Source organism: Campylobacter sp. CNRCH_2014_2849 (genome assembly GCF_025772845.1).
GTDB classification, from domain to species: domain Bacteria; phylum Campylobacterota; class Campylobacteria; order Campylobacterales; family Campylobacteraceae; genus Campylobacter_D; species Campylobacter_D lari_D.
In genome coordinates, this window is sequence record NZ_JAKMSW010000003.1 from 36,531 (window position 1) to 54,102 (window position 17,572).

A 17,572-nucleotide genomic window follows, 5' to 3' on the forward strand; every position below is an offset into this window, starting at 1 on the left:
AAAAAAGGTAAAAATATGCAAGAAATCACAACGCGTTTTGCTCCTTCTCCAACAGGATATTTGCACATAGGAGGGCTTAGAACAGCTTTATATAATTATCTTTATGCAAGAAAAAATAAGGGTAAATTTTTATTGCGTATTGAAGATACGGATTTAAAAAGAAATTCACAAGAAGCTACGCAAGCTATTATAGAAGCATTTAAATGGTGTGGGCTTGATTATGATGGGACGATCGAGTATCAATCTCAAAGATTTGATATTTATAAAAAATACATTCAAAAATTATTAGATGAGGGCAAGGCTTATTATTGTTATATGAGCAAAGAAGAGCTTGATGAGTTAAGAGCTAAGCAAGAAGCAGCTAAAGAGCGTCCAAAATATGATGGTAGATATAGAGATTTTAAAGGAATTCCGCCAAGTGGTATTGAGCCTGTGGTGCGTATAAAAGCACCACAAAGTGGAGAGATTAAATTTATAGATGGCATTAAAGGCGAGGTTAGTTTTAAGGCTGAAGATATTTTAGATGATTTTGTAATTGCAAGAAGCGATGGTAGCCCAATTTATAATTTAACCGTTGTAATTGATGATGCACTAATGGGTGTGAGTGATGTTATAAGAGGAGATGATCATTTATCAAATACTCCAAAACAAATTGTCCTTTATGAAGCACTAGGCTTTAAAATACCTAAATTTTATCATGTAGCTATGATACATGGTGAAGATGGTAAGAAACTTTCTAAGCGTCATGGAGCAACTGATGTGATGGAATATAAAAATATGGGGATTTTACCTCAAGCCTTGCTTAATTTCTTAGTGCGTCTTGGTTGGAGTCATGGCGATGATGAAATTTTTTCTTTAGAAAGTATGCAAGAGCTTTTTGATCCAAATCATATTAACAAAAGTGCTTCTTGCTATAATTTTAAAAAATTAGAATGGCTTAATGCTCATTATATTAAAACTTTACCTTTTGAAGAAATCAATAGACAATTAAAAGATTTAGGTTTTGATTTAAGTCAGTATGAAAAAGCAGGCTTTTTGCTAGATATGTTAAGAGAGAGAGCTAAAACTTTGCATGATATTATTAGCGGGGCTAAAGTGTTACTAAATGACCCAAAAGAATATGATCAAAAGGCTGTAGATAAATTTCTCAATGTTACAAATTTAACTTATTTGGAAAAATACGCTATGGTTTTAAATGAGCAAAAAAATGCTTGTGAATTTGAAGAATTAACTAATCAATTCTTAGAAGAAAATAATCTTAAGTTAAAAGATCTAGCTCAAGCTATACGCATCGCACTCACAGGAAACTCGGTTAGTCCTAGTATATTTGAAGTATTGGAATTTTTAGGAGTGCAAAAGGCTAAACTTAGGATAAAAAATTTACTAAATTATATGAAGGAAAAATAATGAATTTAAAAGAAGAGGCTTTAGAATATCATTTAGGTGGTAAAGTAGATATTGTTGCTAGAAAGCCTATGGATAGTGCACATGATTTATCTTTGGCGTATTCTCCTGGGGTTGCTGAACCTTGTATTGAGATAGCAAAAGATGAAACTTTAGCTTATAAATACACTAATAAAGCTAATTTAGTTGCTATAGTAAGCGATGGTAGTGCGGTTTTAGGGCTTGGCAATATAGGAGCGAGTGCAAGCAAACCTGTTATGGAAGGAAAAGCTTGTTTGTTTAAAAAATTTGCTAATGTTAATGCTTATGATTTGGAAATTAATGCTCATAGTATAGATGAGATTGTTACCTTTTGTAAAGCTATAGCACCTACTTTTGGAGGAATTAATTTAGAAGATATTTCAGCACCAAAATGTTTTGAAATAGAAGCTGCCTTGCAAGATCTTGGAATTCCTGTAATGCATGATGACCAACATGGAACTGCGATCATTTCTACAGCAGGATTAATGAATGCTATGGAAATTAGTGGTAAAAAATTTGAAGATATTAAAGTAGTGGTAAGTGGTGCAGGTGCAGCAGGTATTGCAAGTGCTAGAATGTATAGAAATTTAGGGGTTAAAAATATTGTTTTAGTAGATAGTAAAGGTGTGATTAATACTCAAAGAGATGATTTAAATAAATACAAACTAGAATTTGTAAGCGATACCAAAGATAGCACTTTAAGAGAAGCTTTAAAAGGTGCTGATGTATTTTTGGGTTTGAGTGCACCTAAGATTTTAGATGATGAGATGATTTTAAGTATGGCAAAAGATCCCGTGATTTTTGCATTAGCTAATCCTGTACCTGAAGTAATGCCAGAAGATGTTAAAAGAGTTAGAAACGATGCTATAGTTGGAACAGGTAGAAGTGATTATCCAAATCAAATTAATAATGTTTTAGGTTTTCCTTTTATCTTTAGAGGAGCTTTAGATGTAAAGGCAACTAAAATTACTGAAAATATGAAAATAGCAGCCGCAAAAGCTTTGGCTGATTTAGCTAAGTTTGAAGTAACTGATGAGGTAAAACAAGCTTATGGAGTAGAAGAGCTTAGTTTTGGTAGAGATTATGTGATACCAAAACCATTTGATAGCAGAGTAAAAGCTGTAGTTAGTGCTGCGGTAGCAAAAGCTGCGGTTGAAGATGGAGTAGCTTTGATAAATAATTTTGATTATCAGAGATATTTTGATAGTTTAAAATAATTTTTTATAAATTAAGTTTTATTTAAAATAATTTTTTATTATAAAACTTAATTTTATCTATTTTTTATTGTTTATATGAGTTATAAAAACATATTTTTTAAAAATCATTTAAAAAATATGTTTTAAATGTTACTTTTTTTCTTTTTAAATTATATAAATTTGATATTACTAGTGTTTTTAATAAAATTAATTTATATTTAAGATATTTTTTAATAGGATATTTTTACTTAATCATAGAAAGGTCGAGATGATTTTTGGTAAGATAGATTATCTTAATTTACTCCCTTTACATATCTATCTTAAAAAATCAGCTTTTCCTAGCTATGTTAAGCAAACTACAGAATACAAAAAAGGGGTTCCTAGTAAGCTAAATCGCCATTTGTATTTTAGACGCATTGATGCAGCGATTATCTCAAGTGTTGAAAGTCGTAGAAAAAAATACAAAACCTTAAATGTGGGGATTTGCGCAAGCAAAAAGGTAAAAAGCGTTTTAGTGAAAAAACAATCTGAAAGCAAAGAAGATGCAAGCTCTGCAACTTCTAATGCTCTTGCAAAAGTTTTAAAGCAAAAAGGGGAGGTTATCATCGGTGATAAGGCTTTAAAACTTTATTTGCAAAATCCAAAAGATTATATTGATTTATGCGAATTATGGTATGAAAAGACAAAACTACCTTTTGTTTTTGCTCGATTTTCTTGTATTAAAAATTTTTCTATTTATAAAAAAATGATGAAAAATTTCACAAAAAGTAAAATTTTCATTCCGCAATATATTTTGCTAGATTATTCTAAGTCAAGAAATCTTTCTCAAAAAGAAATTAGTGCATATTTAAAGCTAATTTACTACAAAATAGGAACAAAGGAGCAAAAGGCGCTAAAAAAATTTTTAGCTAATGCAAACAGCAAGATACTATAAAAAGGACAATTTATGAGTATAGCTAAACAATATATCAATGAAACCTTAGAAAAAATTCAAGCAACTTCCCCAAGACAACCTATCTTTTTTCAAGCAGCAACTGAGGTGTTAAATTCTTTAGAACCTTTACTTGAATCTAACAAAACTTATCAAGATCATGCTATATTAGAGCGTATTGTTATGCCTGAAAAAACGACTATTTTTAGAGTAGTATATATTGATGATGCAGGTAAAGCTCAAACGCATTTTGGTTATAGAGTACAGTTTAATTCTAGTTTAGGACCTTATAAAGGTGGGATCAGATTTCATCCTAGTGTAGATTTAGATGTTTTGAAATTTTTAGGTTTTGAACAAATTTTCAAAAACTCTCTAACAGGTTTAATGATAGGGGGAGCTAAAGGAGGAGCAAATTTTGACCCTAAAGGCAAAAGCGAAGCAGAAATTATGCGTTTTTGTCAAGCTTTTATGGCCGAGCTTTCAAAAATCATAGGTGCAAGCACTGATGTGCCAGCAGGCGATATAGGGGTTGGTGCTAGAGAAATTGGATATATGTTTGGAGCTTATAAGAAAATTAGCTCTAATTTTGATGGAACTTTAACGGGAAAGAAAATTCCATGGGGTGGAAGTTTAGTAAGAACAGAAGCAACAGGGTATGGCTGTGTGTATTTTACTCAAGAAATGCTAGCAAAATACAACAATGCATTAGAAGGAAAAGAGTGTGCAGTTTCAGGTAGTGGAAATGTGGCAATTTATACCATAGAAAAATTACATCAACTTGGTGCAAAAGCAATCACAATAAGCGATAGCGATGGATTTGTTTATGATAAAGATGGGGTAGATTTAGATTTATTAAAAGAAATTAAGGAAGTAAAAAGAGCTAGAGTGAGTGATTATGCAATGCTTAAAAAAGGTGCTATTTTTACTCCAAAAAGTGCGTATAAACAAGGTTGTAATGGAGTATGGAGTATACCTTGTGATATAGCTTTTCCAAGTGCTACGCAAAATGAATTAAATTTAGAAGATATTAAAACCTTATATCACAATGGTTGTCGTATGGTAGCAGAGGGAGCTAATATGCCAAGCACACTTGAAGCGATCGATTTTATGTTAAATCAAAAAGACTTTTTATTTGCGCCAGCTAAGGCTGCTAATGCAGGTGGTGTAGCGACTTCTCAACTTGAAATGCAACAAAATGCAAGTATGTGTCAATGGAGCTTTGAGGAAGTTGATGCAAAATTACATAAGATTATGAAAAATATTTTTGAAAATTCATACGAGTGTGCAAAAGCTTATAATCATGAAGGAAATTTAGTAGTAGGTTCAAACATAGCAGGCTTTAAAAAAGTAGCTGATGCGATGATTGATCATGGTTATATTTAAAAAGATGGCTTAAATGCCATCTTTAGTGTATATAAAAAAAGCTTGTTATTTGATTGGCGATTTTTTCTTCTAAAGACTCTTTGGCTCTGTCTATATTGCCAAGATAAGCAGTTCTTGCTAAAAGCGAGGTGCTTTGAGTAGAGTTTTTGGAGCTAATTTGTAAATTAACTTGCAAAAGATAGTAATTTTCTACTTCCATTTCAAAAACATCATCTATTTTATCAAAGTCATTATAAAAAAATCTCGCATTAGAAGCGCGTAATCTTTGTGCGTAAGAAAATTTCTTAAAATCTACTATATTGATATAAATTTTATAATCACTTTGAACATTATTTAAAACTAAGCCTAAATTTTGTAATTTTTGAGCGAGCTTGGCTTCTAAATTTGTGTTTAATTTTGAAGGATTATTGATGTGTAAAGAAAAACTTTGATTTTTACTAGCATGCAGGAAAATACCCTCATTATTTGTTTGGATAAAAGTTTGCATAGGGCCTGTGCAAGCACTTAAAAATAGTGCAAACACAAGCAAGAAAAAATTATTTTTGAGCATCGATTATAGTTGGCACAGCACGAAGACCAAGTTTAGAGTATTTTGCGAAAGTTTCTCTTACTGCTTTAACCTCAGCTTCACTAGGTTTTTTATAATCTTTTAAATTTTTATCATAATATTTTTTCATGATAGCGATTTTTTGCGCATCATCTTTAGCATTTTTACTTTCTTTGTAAATTAATGCAGATTTTTCAAAAGCACTAGTATCATGGATAGGGGTTAAGATAAATTTAACCTGATGAGTTTTTAGTGTTTCTTCTATTTTATCTAAATGCATTCTACAATATGGACATTCAGGATCGCTAAAAACATAAAGTAAAGGTTTGTTTTTATCGCCTAAAGAAATAAACATTTTTTCTTTTTTAAGTTCAACTAGAGCTTTTTTTGAAAATTCAGCTTGTTGTTTTTCCATGAGTTTTGCTTGATAAACTTGAGAGTAAAATTCACCTTTTTTTACATCAATTACTTCAGTTGTGATGATATTATCTTGAGTGAAAACGATTTCTTGGAAATTTTTACCACTAATTTCAAAATTAACTATCACAGCTTCAAAGTTAGTATCAGGAATTTTTTCTCTACTAGAAACACTAATGTTTGCATTTGATAAATTTGGATTTTTCTTAAAAAAATTAATAATTTCTTCATTGCTTGCAGCAAATAAAGAGCTAGCAAGAGTTAAAAGAGCTAAAGATTTTTTCATCATTTTCCTTTGTTTTAAAATTTTTGCACATTATAAAATGTAATCTTTAACACTTAGATTTTTAATATTCTTTTTTCCTCTATTTTTTTAACTTGAGGGTAGTTTTTATCAAGATATTCTAAATAAGCTATGGCATATTTTCTCGAAATTTTAAAATGATTTTTAACAAAAGCTACATCTAAATGATGATTTTGCAAAAGTTTTAAAAACTCTTGCATGAGATTTTCAAGAGTATTTTTTTCTATAAAAAGATTATGCGCTAATCTTTTGACTTTGTTTTCTTTAGTGAGTTTTTTTAAAATAAGATCTCCATTTTTCCTATCAAGCTCTAAATACTCATAAAGATTGTAAGGTGCGGTAGGTTTTATGCCTTCTTTTTTTAAAATTTCATAAAGCTCACAATGAGCCTTTTCTTGTAATTTTTCAAAATCTTGTCCTTTTAAAAACCATATGCCATCTTTAAAATCTAATTTTTCTTGCATTTGCTTGAGTGTATAAGCGCAAAAGCTCTCACTTGCCCAGCTAAGCCTTAAGGCGATAGAATGAGACGAGATTAAAGCATAAGGATTTTTAGAGAAAATAAAATCAATAAATTCTTTCAAAGTTTGCATAGCATTTAAATCATATACATTTAAAGCTTGCTCATCGACAAAAACATGATTTAAGCTTTTTGCTAGGTTCAGGGCTTGCTCATGAGTGAGTTTAAAGCGTTGATAGCTTGAAAGTAATCCAAAGCCAAGTTTGTGAGTTTGTTTTAAAAACTCAAATACCTTTTTTAAATCTTTTTGTTCTAAAAGTGCTAAATACTTAGCTTTTATATCTTTTTTTAAAGGCTCACTTACCGCATTAAGAACCACACCACCGCTTTTAATACGCCCATTTTCAAGCAAGATGAATTTATCATCAAAACACAAAGGTAAGCTTTTATCAAATTCTAAGTTAATATAAGTTTTATCTTCAAATTTTTTGATTACACTAATTTTTGCATTAAGCTTTTTTGAGCCACTACAAAATTCTAAAATACTCCCGTGTTTAATCTCTGTACTAAAAACAACCCCATCGATACTTTTAAAGCTTTTAAAAACACCTTTTTTACTTAATATATAGCCTTTTTTTAACTCATGATAATCACAATTTAAACTCAAAGCAACTCTATTATAAGCTTTTGCTTCTAAAACATTTTCTTCATGAATTTGTATGTTTTTTACAATGATATCTTTTTGATTTTCAAGGCAAAATATTTTTTCATTTTTGCTTATTTTTCCTTCATTTAAACTCCCTGTTACTACCGTTCCTATACCTTTTAGAGAAAAAACCCTATCAATGTAGTATCTAAAAATCAAATTTTCATCATTTTCTTTAGGCTTTAAACTAAGCAGATAGTTTTTTAAATTTAATATACTTTGCTCATCATAAATGCTAGTTGGAAAAACTTTTAAGATATTGATTTTAAAGGCTTTTAATTCTTTTAAAAGCTCTGCTTGCTTTTGTACTAAATCCTTGCATAAATCAACCTTACTCAAAATAAGCACTACATCTTTTACGCCTAAAAATTCCAAAACCCTTAAATGCTCTATACTTTGAGCCTTTAAACCCTCGTTTATATCTATGACAAACATACATACTCTAAAGCCAAAAGCACCACTTATCATAGTTTTAATTAAACTTTCATGCCCAGGCACATCGATAAAAGCAATGTTTAAATTTTCACTTTTTAAATTTGAAAAGCTAAGATTGATCGTAATGCCTTTTTCTTGCTCTTCTTTTAAATCATCACCTTCAAAACCATTTAAAGCTTTAATAAGTGAAGTTTTACCATGGTCAATATGTCCAGCAGTGCCTATGATGATACTATGCATGAAATACCTCTTTAATAATGCTTATTATTTTATTTAAATCTTTTTCTAAAATACTTCTAAAATCTAGCACAAAATGCCCATTTTCAACACGGCCGATTACGCCTTTTTTTCTAAATTTTTCTTGTAAAAGCAAAGCTTTCTCATCAAAACTTAACACAAAAGTATCTAAGCTTTTATCAGGCATAGAGCCACCACCTACTAAACTTTTAGAAGCTTTTAACTCACATTTTATAGGAATTTTTTCTTTGACAAAGAGTGCTTTTTTTTCTATGGTTTTTAAGTCATCATTTAAAAGTTTTAGTGTGGGGATTTTTTCATATTCTTTTTCTAAGTAAGCTTTGGCAGTTTCATTTAAAAAAGCTAGAGTGATTTTATCAACCCTTAGCATTCTTAGAAGTTGATTTTTCTTTAATTGTTGAATGTATTTTTTCTTTCCAAGTATAATGCCTGCTTGAGTAGAACCAAAAAGTTTATCACCGCTAAAACTTAAAATATCACAATGTTTTAAAAGCTCTTTCACACTTGGTTCGTTTTTACTAAGTTGTTTATTAATCTTTTCACACCAGCCAGCACCCAAATCATAATAAGATATGAGTTTTTTCTTTTTTGTTAAAGCGTGAATTTCACTTAAGCTTACTTCTTCAAAAAATCCTTTAAAAGCAAAATTAGAACGATGAGTTTTTAAAATCATTTTAGTATTTTCATTGATAGCTTTTTCATAATCATATAAATGAGTTTTATTAGTCGTGCCTATTTCTTTTAGCCTAACACCAGCTGCTAGCATAACTTCAGGAATTCTAAAATTTCCCCCAATCTCAACTAGCTCACTTCTTGAAGTAATAACTTCCTCATTTTTTGCTAAGGTATTTAAGATTAAAAATACAGCTGAAGCGTTATTATTAACAATCAAGCAATCTTCGCAATCAAATAATATTTTTAAATTTGCACTAAGTGCGTCATACCTTGAGCCTCTTTTACCACTTTGCATGTTAAACTCTAAATTTGAATAAGAACAGATGATTTCTTTAGTTCTTTCAAAAATACTCTCATCAATAATGCTACGACCAAGATTAGTATGTATGATAACTCCACTAGCATTGATCAAACTTTGACTTTGCATGTTTAAAAACTCATCAATACTTTGGGCAATTTTACTTAGCAAATCTTGCAAGCTAAAATTTAAATTTTCATTTTTACTCAGTTCTTTTTTACAATTTGAAACAACTATTTTTGCAAAATGAGATCTTAAATACAAAGGATAATTAGCCAAGTTTTCATCGTTTATGAGTGTGTTTATGGGTGGAAAATTTCTAAATTTGTTCATCTTAAACCTTAAGAATAAATTAGTAAAATTATAACTTTTTTATAATGAAATTTATATAATTAAGATTAAAAAAATTTAAAAGAGAGTGTTATGAAAGATTTTGTATTTTTAGAAAATGAAGATTTAATTCCTTTAAGTGATGATATTAGCATAGTTCAAAAAGCCTGTAATGAAGAAGTTTTTATAGGAAATTCAAAGCTTTTAAATCCTGAAGTTTATGCACCTGAGATTAATTTTTACCTTAAAAACTCACAAGATGATGTGCTTAAAAAAGCCAAAACTATTGAGTCTTTATACAAGATTAGATCTAAAGTTTATGATTTAGGACTTGATTTAGAATACACCAAAGAAGTGGGTAAAAATGTAATTATTGTAAGCGATGAGGATCAAGATAAGCTTATTGAAAGCTTAAAAAAACAAGAATGCAAGGTTTTAAAACTAAGTAATGAGCAATGTTTGGGTGTTTTAGGTTGCGTGGGTGAGCTTTGTGTGATAGCTTTAAAAGATAATGAGCAAGTAGAGATTGATTGTGATTTTTTCTTATATGATGTAAAAAAAGAAAGTTTTGATCAACAAAGTGGTTGCTATGATTTAACCACTTTAAGTCAAGAAGAACTTATAAAACTTTTAAATTCTAATTCTCCAAAATATAAATTTAGAAATTATATTAGTTATGATGATAGCATTTGTCAATACCATGAAAGAAGAAGTATTCATTGTGGAAAATGTGCTGAAATTTGTCCTAGTGTGGCTATTTTAAAAGATGATGAGCAAAGAAAATTAGAATTTTCTCATGTGGATTGTTTAAGCTGTGGTGATTGTGTAGGAATTTGTCCTAGTGGAGCGCTTGATTATGCACCTATGCCACGCAATAGCTTTTATGAAATTTTAAAATTTTATGAAGATAAAATCATTTTAATAATCCCTGAGAAAATGTCTATAGAAAATTTAAATATCACTTTAAAAGAAGATGTAATGCCTTTTATGATTAAAGGTGAAAACTATCTTGATCAAGCACATTTTTTAGCTATGCTTCAAACAAGTGGTGCGAGTGTGATTTTTTATAGTGATGGCTTATCGCAAGGTGCTTTAGAAGTGATAGCTTTGATGAATGAAATTTTTCAAAGAAAATTTAAACAAAACGCAATTTTTCTAGCTAAAGATGAAAAAGAACTTTTAGAGGCTATAAATCAAGCTCATTTTATAGAAAATCTTAAATTTATATCTTATAATCCTGCGCTTTTAAAAAGAGAAGATTTTGCTATAAGATTAAGAGAGCTTATAAAGGAAGAAAATTTAGGCAATATCCCAAGCAAAGAATGGATACGCTATGGAAAAATCACCATTAATGCAGACACCTGTACTTTATGTCTTTCTTGTGTGGGAGCTTGTAATGTAGGAGCTTTAGTGGCTGATACTAAGGATAATTCTTTGAAATTTAATGCAAGCTTATGTACTACCTGTGGGTATTGTGAGGCAAGTTGTGCTGAAAAAGATACTTTAATGCTTCAAAGAAGTGGGATAGATTTGGAAAAAGAGTATTTTTCTTTTATGGTTTTAGCTCAAGATGAACTTTTTGCTTGTGTAGAGTGTGGGAAAGAATTTGCTACTAAAAAGGCCATTGAAAAAATTGCTAGCATTATGAAACCAAGATTTATAGGTGATGAAGCTAAGATAAAAACACTATATTGCTGTGCTGAATGTAAAGCAAAAGTAATGATACAAAGTATGAATGTGCTTTAAGCCAAAAGGCTTAAGCACTAAGTTTTAATCCCACTACTCCAGTGATGATTAAAATAATAAAAATGATTTTATTAAGAGTAATTGCTTCTTTAAAGATTAAAAATCCCACCACACTAACTAATGCCAAACCGCAACCTGCCCAAGTTGCATAAGCTATACTTAAATCAATTTTTTTCAAAGCATAAAATAAACCTGCTAAAGAAAATGAAAAAAACACCGCAAAAACGATTAAATAAAGATTATTTTTACTTATGCTTGCATACTTCATCGAGCTTGTTGCAATCACTTCAAAAATTATACTAATTGCTAATACTAACCAATGCATTTTATATATCCTTTTAAATTAATTTAAAAATGAAACTACAAAAGGATAAAAGGTGGTGCAGTAGGGGCTATAAAATAACCACAAGATAATCTTATCTTCCATTTTATCCATAAGCTAGTATAAAATTTTAAGATAAAAAATCCATAAGTCATTTATAACCTTGTGATAATTTATCTTATTTTAACATTGTTTTTATATCTTAGTTAAATTTAGCGCAAAAGCTTTTTGGCTCAAAAGCACTTCATCATTTTCTTTAAAATCTTTAGCTTCTAAAGGGCTTAGCGCTACTTGGCTGATTTGATTACCTATGGCAAGTATGGCTATAAATATGCTATCTTGCTTTTGTAGTTTTAAAATGCGTGCTTTTATAGCAAATTTTTGTGAGCCTTGTGTCTTTAAAAAAACTTCATTAGGCGAGCCTTCTTTAATGATAGCTCCATTTTCTAAAATGATGACTTTATTAGCTAGTTTATAAACTTCACTTACATCATGGCTGATTAAAATAGTAGTGATTTTATAAGTTTTATGTATATTTAAAAGATAATCATGCAAGTGTAGTTTTATCTCATTATCTAAGGCGCTAAATGGCTCATCTAAAAGTAAAAGTTTGGGTTTTTGCATAATGGCTCTTGCTAAAGCTACGCGTTGTTTTTGTCCCCCACTTAGTTCTAAAATATGACTTTTTTTGTGTTTGCTTAAATCTAAAAGTTTTAAAAGTTCATTAGCAAATTTTAGATCTTTTTTAGCAAAAAGTAAGTTTTGCTCTACATTCATATTTTCAAATAAAGCATAATCTTGAAAAACAAAACCAAGTTTTCTTTTTTGTGGGCTTAGAAAGTTTTTATCATCAAAAAATATCGTATTATTAAAAGTGCAAATTCCTTGTGCTTTTTCAAAACCTGCTAAAATTCTCAAAAGCGTAGTTTTACCACTACCACTTTTTCCAAAAATAGCACAAAATTCTCCTTCTTTAACTTCAAATTTAACCTTAAGTTTAAATTCTTTTTCTTTATTTTTAAAGATTTTTTCAAAGTCAAGTTTTAGCATAAATACTCTTTGATAAATAAAGCACTAGGATGTACATAAGCAAATACAAAATCATTTTTTTGATAATTTTGCTCTAAAAACTCATGGGTGCTAATTTGAGCTTCGAAAGTGCAAATTTCATTTTCTAATCTTACGATAGTGATGATTTGTCCTTGAAAAATATCAATGATTTTTGCATAAAAGGTATTTAAAAATGAATTTTCTAATTTTTTTTTACTAAGCAAGCACTCGCTACTTTTAAAAGCTAGTAAAACTTCTTGATCAATGCTTGCTTTTTCATCAAGTTCTAAAGCAAGCATAAATAATTTATGTTTATTTATAAGAAATTCTACCCAGTTTATATTTTCATGATTTTTTATAGTATTTATTTTAGCTTTAATCATGGGATATTATAGCCATAAGCTTTGAAAATTTCCTTAGCCTTTTTGCTTAAAATAAAATCATAAAATTTCTTTGCTTTGGCATTATTTTTACCATAAGAAGTGATGATAATGCCTTGATTGATTGGTTCATAAAGCTTTGGATTGATTAAAATATAATTTTTTCCTTCTTGGAGTTTATAAGATTTTAGCGTATCTTCATATAAAGCACTTGCTGCTATAAAACCCACATCGGCTGCTTTTAATGTTTGAGTAAGTGCTTCTCCTATGGATTTTGCCTCGATAATTTTAGTTTTTGTTTGCTCATAAATTTTAGCATTTTGTAAAGTTTCTATACTAGCTTGACCATAGGGAGCAGCTTTGGGATTAGCTATGGTGATGATTTTTACTTTTTCTTCTTTAAGCGTGTCTAATCCTTTGCTTAAATCCATTCTAACACTTAGTAAAGCTAAAGCTCCTTGAGCATAAATAACAGGTTTTGTACTAGCAAAATTATCTTCATACAAACTTTGTGCAAATTTCATATTTGCAGCCATAAATATATCAAATGGCGCTCCATTTTTGATTTGCGAAACTAAATTTCCACTAGCACCTAAGCTTACATTGATACTAATATCAGGGTTTTCTTTTTGAAATTCTTTTTGTAAGGCTTTAAAAGCGTAAGCTACATTTGCAGCTGCAGCGATATTTACATCAGCGCTATAGCCAAAAATACACAAAAAAAGTAGGGTAAAAATTTTTTTCATTTTTTATCCTTTTAATAGTAAATTTTAAAAAAATTATAGCTTATTTTTAAAAGCAAAAATAAATTTATATTTTTTGCATATTTTCTAAGACTTATTTCATAAGTAAATAAAAATTACTAATTTTTTTTAAAGAATATTTTTAATGTAAAAATTTATTTTAATTTTTGTATAATATAAGATTTCAATTTATGAAATTTTAAAAGGAAAAAGCTTGTTAAAATACATACTAACTTTGTGTTTATTTTTTAACACTTTGATTTTAGCAAATGACTTTGAAGATTTTGAACAAGAATATCAAAAAAAAGAAGTCAAAGATAGCTTTTATACCTACAATAAAGCTATGAGTAAATTTAATTATGATCTTTATACTTATTTTTTAAGACCGGTTGTGCTTTCTTATAAAAGCATTACTCCAAGTTTTATAAGAACAGGTGTAAAAAATGCTTTTGATACCACAAGATCACCTTTTAGATTTATTAATCATCTTTTAAGTTTAGAATTTAGAAAAGCTGGTGAGGAATTTGGAAGATTTTGTGTGAATGTGATTTTTGGATTTGGTTTGTTAGATAGTGCGAGTAAAACTCCTTTAAAAAGTTATGAAGCTGATTTTGGAACAACTTTGGGTAAATGGGGAGTAGGTAGTGGACCACACTTAGTGCTTCCACTTTTAGGTCCTTATAATGTAAGAGATGCTTTAGCTTTGCCTGTAAATTGGTTTATGGTGCCTGAGGGGTATATTGAGAATTTTTGGGTTGGTGTGGGTGTAAATGCTGCATTAAAACTCAATGAATTAAGTTTTGAGTATGAAAAAATAGATGATATTTACCAAAATAGTGTAGATTATTACATTTTTATACGCGATGCGTATGAACAAAGACGCCAAGAACTCATCAAATAAGGAGATAAAATGAAAAAAATCATAGCTTTATTTTTTAGCGTAGTATTTGCTTTTGCTTTAAATTTGCAAGATATTTCTAAAACCATGCAAGAAAAAATTGATGAGAGCTTAAAAATTCTAGATCAAAATAAAAACGATAAAGCTAAAGCAGCGGAAAAAATCTTTGCTTTATTTGATGGTGTTTTTGATTATGAACTTATGGCTAAACTTAGTCTTTCTACAAGATATGAAAAATTAAGTGAAAATGAAAAAAATGAATTTAACAAAGCTTTTGAAAAAAACCTTAAAAAAAGTTTCACAGATAAGCTTGCTTTGTATGATTCTCAAAAATTAAAAGTGATTAATTTAGAAGAAAAAAATAAAAGAGCCTTTTTAAAAACTTCTATGATAGTAGATGGTAAAGAAAATTTTGTAATCTTTAAATTTTATGATAAAAATAATGATTGGCAAATTTATGATGTAGATATTTTTGGCATAAGTATCATACAAACTTATCGCTCACAATTTAAAGATGTCTTGCAAAATGGCGATTTTAAAACCTTGCTTGAAAAGCTTTCTAGTGTTGATTTTTCTAAATAATGCTAAGTAAAATTTTAAAAATCTTTCTTAATTTCCCAAAGCTAACTTTGGGGATTACTTTAATCTTTTGTATATTTTTTAGTTTTTTTGCTAAAAATTTAAGTGTTGATGCAAGTGCTGAAAGCTTGCTTTTAGAGCATGATGAGGGTTTGAAACTATATAGAGAAGTTTCAGCGCGTTACGGCAATGATAATTTTTTAATGCTTGCTTTTGCTCCTAAAAATAAAGATATTTTTGCTAAAGAAAATTTAGAAACTATCAAAAACTTAACTCTTGATTTAGAAAAAATCAATGGTGTGCAAAAGGTATTTTCTATCACTAATGCGCCTTTACTTGCAAGTTCTAAAGGTAAAGAGTTAAAAGAGCTTATCCAAAATATACCTAATATTTTTAGTCAAGATGTGGATATTAATCTAGCTAAAAAAGAAATTTTAAATCAACCCTTTTATAAAAATAATATCATCTCAAAAGATGGAAAAACAACGGGAATTTTGATTTATCTAGCACCTGATCTTGTTTATAATGACTTGATTAATTCAAGGGATAATGCGCAAAATGAAAATGAAAAAGAGCATTTTAGAGCCTTGATTAAAAAGCACCAAGAAAGCTCAAGGGAATTTAGTGCAAAAAGATTAGAAGAAATTACTAAAATAGTATCTAAATATAGTCAAAATGGAGACTTTTTACACCTTGGTGGTGTTGAAATGATCGCTAATGATATGATTAATTATGTAAAAAGTGATTTAAAAATTTATGGACTTAGTTTAATAGGGCTTTTATTTATAGCACTTTGGTGGTTTTTTGGCTCTTTGCGTTTAGTGTTTTTGGCTTTGGGAATTTGTGTGGTTTCACTTTTTACTTCAAGCGGGATTTTCGCGCTTTTGGGCTTTGATATTACTGTGGTGTCTTCAAACTATGTAGCTTTAGTGCTTATTATCACTGTCTCTGTTGTGATACACTTAATCGTGCATTTTATAGAAAATTTACACAAACACCCAAAAGCTAGCGTTTATAAGCTTTTGCTCTCAACCTTACTTGATAAAGCAAGTCCTAGTTTTTTTGCTATTTTAACCACGGTTGTTGGGTTTTTAAGTTTTGTTTTTTCAGATATTGAGCCTATTATTAAACTTGGTATTATGATGAACCTTGGCATCAGTGTGAGTTTGATTTTAGCTTATATTTATTTTGCAAGTATTTTAGTATTAATACCGCGTTTAAATTTTAAAGAGCTTAATCAAAATTCGTTGAAATTTTTAAGTTTTTGTGCAAATGTAAGTTTAAAACATAGAAAATTTATCTATGGTATAAGTTTATTTTGTGTGGCTTTTGCTTTGTATGGAATTTTGCAAATTAAAGTAGAAAATAGTTTTGTGAGTTATTTTAAAGATAGTTCTAGGATTAAACAAGGCTTGTTGATTATAGATAAAGAGCTAGGTGGAACTATGCCTTTAGATGTGATTGTCAAATTTAAGCAAAATCCAAAACAAAATGAAAGCTTAGATGAGTTTGAACAAGAATTTGATGATTTATCCAAAGATGATAGGTATTTTTTTAGTAGTGAAAAAACAAGAATAGCTGCTAAGGTTCATGAGTTTTTAAGTAAGCAAAAATATGTAGGTTCTGTGCTTAGCTTGCAAAGTTTGCTAGAGCTTGGAAAAAGCATTAATGATGGTAAGACTTTAGATGATTTTGCTCTAGCGTTTTTGTATGAAAATTTAGATGAGAATTTTAAAAAGCAAGTTTTAACCCCTTTTGTTAGTGTAGAAAATAATGAGTTGCGATTTAGCGTGCGTATGCTAGATAGTGATCCAAATTTAAGACGCGATGCTTTTTTAAAACAGCTTGAAAAAGACTTAAATGAGCTTTTGCAAAATGATAATGTAGAGGTTAAAATCAGTGGTATTATGCCTTTGTACAATAATATGCTTCAAAGTCTTTTTTCATCACAATTTGACACTTTAGCCTTTGTGGTGCTTGTGATTTTTGCTTTGTTTGTGGTGATTTTTAGAAGTTTTGTTTATGCTTTTGTGGCAATTTTGGCCAATCTCATACCTTTAGCTTTGGTGTTTGGCTTAATGGGTGTTTTAAATATACCACTTGATATTATGAGTATTACCATAGCTGCTATTTGTATAGGAATAGGGGTTGATGATATGATTCATTATATTCATCGTTTTAAAGAAGAATTAAAATATAAAAGCTTAGAAGAGGCCATAAAAGCTTCGCATATAGGTATAGGAAGTGCGATTTATTATACTAGTGTTACGATTATTCTAGGTTTTTTAGTGATGATTAGCAGTAATTTTATCCCGACGATTTATTTTGGTTTGCTTACGGTTTTAGCTATGAGCTTGCTTTTATTTGGTTCGCTTTTTTTATTACCAAGTTTTATTTTAACTTATCATTATTTTAAAACAAAATTAAAATAAAGTAAAATCCAAATCACATAAACACCAAAAGCAATAAGCATATATTTTATAAATTGT

The 17,572-nt window shown here is 29.2% G+C and carries 16 protein-coding genes; 8 read left to right on the plus strand and 8 right to left on the minus strand.

From position 1 onward, the window contains the following. The first annotated feature begins 15 nt into the window (after nucleotides 1-15). The 4 genes from gltX (at nucleotide 16) to gdhA (ending at nucleotide 4,935) form a co-directional block, all read left to right on the plus strand. Complete coding sequence (gene gltX / locus L8X33_RS02735) at nucleotides 16-1,407, plus strand: glutamate--tRNA ligase (RefSeq protein WP_263666364.1); 1,392 nt, start codon at nucleotides 16-18, stop codon at nucleotides 1,405-1,407. Further along, a complete protein-coding gene (locus L8X33_RS02740; RefSeq protein ID WP_263669887.1) occupies nucleotides 1,407-2,642 on the plus strand; it encodes a malic enzyme-like NAD(P)-binding protein in 1,236 nt (411 codons plus the stop codon). Before gltX ends, L8X33_RS02740 begins: the two co-directional genes overlap by 1 nt. A 247-nt stretch (nucleotides 2,643-2,889) precedes the next feature. Further along, nucleotides 2,890-3,555, plus strand: a complete 666-nt coding sequence (locus tag L8X33_RS02745; protein WP_133319772.1) for an MqnA/MqnD/SBP family protein — start codon at nucleotides 2,890-2,892, stop codon at nucleotides 3,553-3,555. 12 nt (nucleotides 3,556-3,567) lie between these two features. Then, the gene (gene gdhA / locus L8X33_RS02750; RefSeq protein WP_263669888.1) at nucleotides 3,568-4,935 is read left to right on the plus strand and encodes an NADP-specific glutamate dehydrogenase; all 1,368 of its coding nucleotides are present in this window, start codon (nucleotides 3,568-3,570) and stop codon (nucleotides 4,933-4,935) included. 22 nt (nucleotides 4,936-4,957) lie between these two features. On the opposite strand, the gene L8X33_RS02755 is transcribed toward gdhA, so the two are convergent. Genes L8X33_RS02755 through selA form a run of 4 tightly spaced genes read right to left on the minus strand, consistent with a single transcriptional unit; the run spans nucleotide 4,958 to nucleotide 9,368 of the window. Next, the gene (locus L8X33_RS02755) at nucleotides 4,958-5,485 is read right to left on the minus strand and encodes a hypothetical protein (protein ID WP_263669889.1); all 528 of its coding nucleotides are present in this window, start codon (nucleotides 5,483-5,485) and stop codon (nucleotides 4,958-4,960) included. Then, complete coding sequence (locus L8X33_RS02760) at nucleotides 5,472-6,185, minus strand: thioredoxin fold domain-containing protein (RefSeq protein WP_220566922.1); 714 nt, start codon at nucleotides 6,183-6,185, stop codon at nucleotides 5,472-5,474. The genes L8X33_RS02755 and L8X33_RS02760 overlap by 14 nt, the downstream gene beginning before the upstream one ends. Nucleotides 6,186-6,238: 53 nt before the next feature. Beyond that, nucleotides 6,239-8,044: a selenocysteine-specific translation elongation factor gene (gene selB / locus L8X33_RS02765; protein ID WP_263669890.1), complete on the minus strand. Its 1,806-nt coding sequence runs from the start codon at nucleotides 8,042-8,044 to the stop codon at nucleotides 6,239-6,241. Beyond that, a complete protein-coding gene (gene selA / locus L8X33_RS02770; protein ID WP_263669891.1) occupies nucleotides 8,037-9,368 on the minus strand; it encodes an L-seryl-tRNA(Sec) selenium transferase in 1,332 nt (443 codons plus the stop codon). Before selA ends, selB begins: the two co-directional genes overlap by 8 nt. Before the next feature lie 90 nt (nucleotides 9,369-9,458). On the opposite strand from selA, the gene L8X33_RS02775 reads away from it, so the two are divergent. Further along, nucleotides 9,459-11,111, plus strand: coding sequence for a 4Fe-4S dicluster domain-containing protein (locus L8X33_RS02775; protein ID WP_263669892.1), 1,653 nt, complete (start codon nucleotides 9,459-9,461; stop codon nucleotides 11,109-11,111). Nucleotides 11,112-11,121: 10 nt separating this feature from the next. Here L8X33_RS02775 and L8X33_RS02780 read toward each other — a convergent pair whose 3' ends face one another. From L8X33_RS02780 to modA, 4 genes are all read right to left on the minus strand, one after another. Beyond that, nucleotides 11,122-11,436 (minus strand): DMT family transporter, encoded by a 315-nt coding sequence (locus L8X33_RS02780; RefSeq protein WP_263669893.1) that lies wholly within the window; start codon nucleotides 11,434-11,436, stop codon nucleotides 11,122-11,124. A gap of 192 nt (nucleotides 11,437-11,628) precedes the next feature. Beyond that, on the minus strand, nucleotides 11,629-12,483 hold the full coding sequence (locus tag L8X33_RS02785) for a sulfate/molybdate ABC transporter ATP-binding protein (RefSeq protein ID WP_263669894.1): 855 nt from the start codon (nucleotides 12,481-12,483) through the stop codon (nucleotides 11,629-11,631). Continuing rightward, a complete protein-coding gene (locus tag L8X33_RS02790; protein WP_263669895.1) occupies nucleotides 12,477-12,866 on the minus strand; it encodes a hypothetical protein in 390 nt (129 codons plus the stop codon). The genes L8X33_RS02785 and L8X33_RS02790 overlap by 7 nt, the downstream gene beginning before the upstream one ends. Next, nucleotides 12,863-13,609, minus strand: coding sequence for a molybdate ABC transporter substrate-binding protein (gene modA, locus L8X33_RS02795; protein ID WP_263661261.1), 747 nt, complete (start codon nucleotides 13,607-13,609; stop codon nucleotides 12,863-12,865). Before modA ends, L8X33_RS02790 begins: the two co-directional genes overlap by 4 nt. Nucleotides 13,610-13,820: 211 nt before the next feature. Here modA and L8X33_RS02800 point away from each other — a divergent pair, with 211 nt between their 5' ends. Genes L8X33_RS02800 through L8X33_RS02810 form a run of 3 tightly spaced genes read left to right on the plus strand, consistent with a single transcriptional unit; the run spans nucleotide 13,821 to nucleotide 17,515 of the window. Beyond that, a complete protein-coding gene (locus L8X33_RS02800; RefSeq protein WP_133319762.1) occupies nucleotides 13,821-14,507 on the plus strand; it encodes a VacJ family lipoprotein in 687 nt (228 codons plus the stop codon). A gap of 9 nt (nucleotides 14,508-14,516) precedes the next feature. Further along, on the plus strand, nucleotides 14,517-15,086 hold the full coding sequence (locus L8X33_RS02805) for an ABC transporter substrate-binding protein (RefSeq protein WP_258108135.1): 570 nt from the start codon (nucleotides 14,517-14,519) through the stop codon (nucleotides 15,084-15,086). Next, on the plus strand, nucleotides 15,086-17,515 hold the full coding sequence (locus L8X33_RS02810) for an efflux RND transporter permease subunit (RefSeq protein WP_263669896.1): 2,430 nt from the start codon (nucleotides 15,086-15,088) through the stop codon (nucleotides 17,513-17,515). Before L8X33_RS02805 ends, L8X33_RS02810 begins: the two co-directional genes overlap by 1 nt. The last annotated feature ends 57 nt before the right edge of the window (nucleotides 17,516-17,572 follow it).

What these genes read in the sequence shown, in the direction of transcription:
- gltX (WP_263666364.1), top strand. Translation starts at nt 16, where the DNA reads ATGCAAGAAATCACAACGCGTTTTGCTCCTTCTCCAACAGGATATTTG.
- L8X33_RS02740 (WP_263669887.1), top strand. Translation starts at nt 1,407, where the DNA reads ATGAATTTAAAAGAAGAGGCTTTAGAATATCATTTAGGTGGTAAAGTA.
- L8X33_RS02745 (WP_133319772.1), top strand. Translation starts at nt 2,890, where the DNA reads ATGATTTTTGGTAAGATAGATTATCTTAATTTACTCCCTTTACATATC.
- gdhA (WP_263669888.1), top strand. Translation starts at nt 3,568, where the DNA reads ATGAGTATAGCTAAACAATATATCAATGAAACCTTAGAAAAAATTCAA.
- L8X33_RS02755 (WP_263669889.1), bottom strand. Translation starts at nt 5,485, where the DNA reads ATGCTCAAAAATAATTTTTTCTTGCTTGTGTTTGCACTATTTTTAAGT.
- L8X33_RS02760 (WP_220566922.1), bottom strand. Translation starts at nt 6,185, where the DNA reads ATGAAAAAATCTTTAGCTCTTTTAACTCTTGCTAGCTCTTTATTTGCT.
- selB (WP_263669890.1), bottom strand. Translation starts at nt 8,044, where the DNA reads ATGCATAGTATCATCATAGGCACTGCTGGACATATTGACCATGGTAAA.
- selA (WP_263669891.1), bottom strand. Translation starts at nt 9,368, where the DNA reads ATGAACAAATTTAGAAATTTTCCACCCATAAACACACTCATAAACGAT.
- L8X33_RS02775 (WP_263669892.1), top strand. Translation starts at nt 9,459, where the DNA reads ATGAAAGATTTTGTATTTTTAGAAAATGAAGATTTAATTCCTTTAAGT.
- L8X33_RS02780 (WP_263669893.1), bottom strand. Translation starts at nt 11,436, where the DNA reads ATGCATTGGTTAGTATTAGCAATTAGTATAATTTTTGAAGTGATTGCA.
- L8X33_RS02785 (WP_263669894.1), bottom strand. Translation starts at nt 12,483, where the DNA reads ATGCTAAAACTTGACTTTGAAAAAATCTTTAAAAATAAAGAAAAAGAA.
- L8X33_RS02790 (WP_263669895.1), bottom strand. Translation starts at nt 12,866, where the DNA reads ATGATTAAAGCTAAAATAAATACTATAAAAAATCATGAAAATATAAAC.
- modA (WP_263661261.1), bottom strand. Translation starts at nt 13,609, where the DNA reads ATGAAAAAAATTTTTACCCTACTTTTTTTGTGTATTTTTGGCTATAGC.
- L8X33_RS02805 (WP_258108135.1), top strand. Translation starts at nt 14,517, where the DNA reads ATGAAAAAAATCATAGCTTTATTTTTTAGCGTAGTATTTGCTTTTGCT.
- L8X33_RS02810 (WP_263669896.1), top strand. Translation starts at nt 15,086, where the DNA reads ATGCTAAGTAAAATTTTAAAAATCTTTCTTAATTTCCCAAAGCTAACT.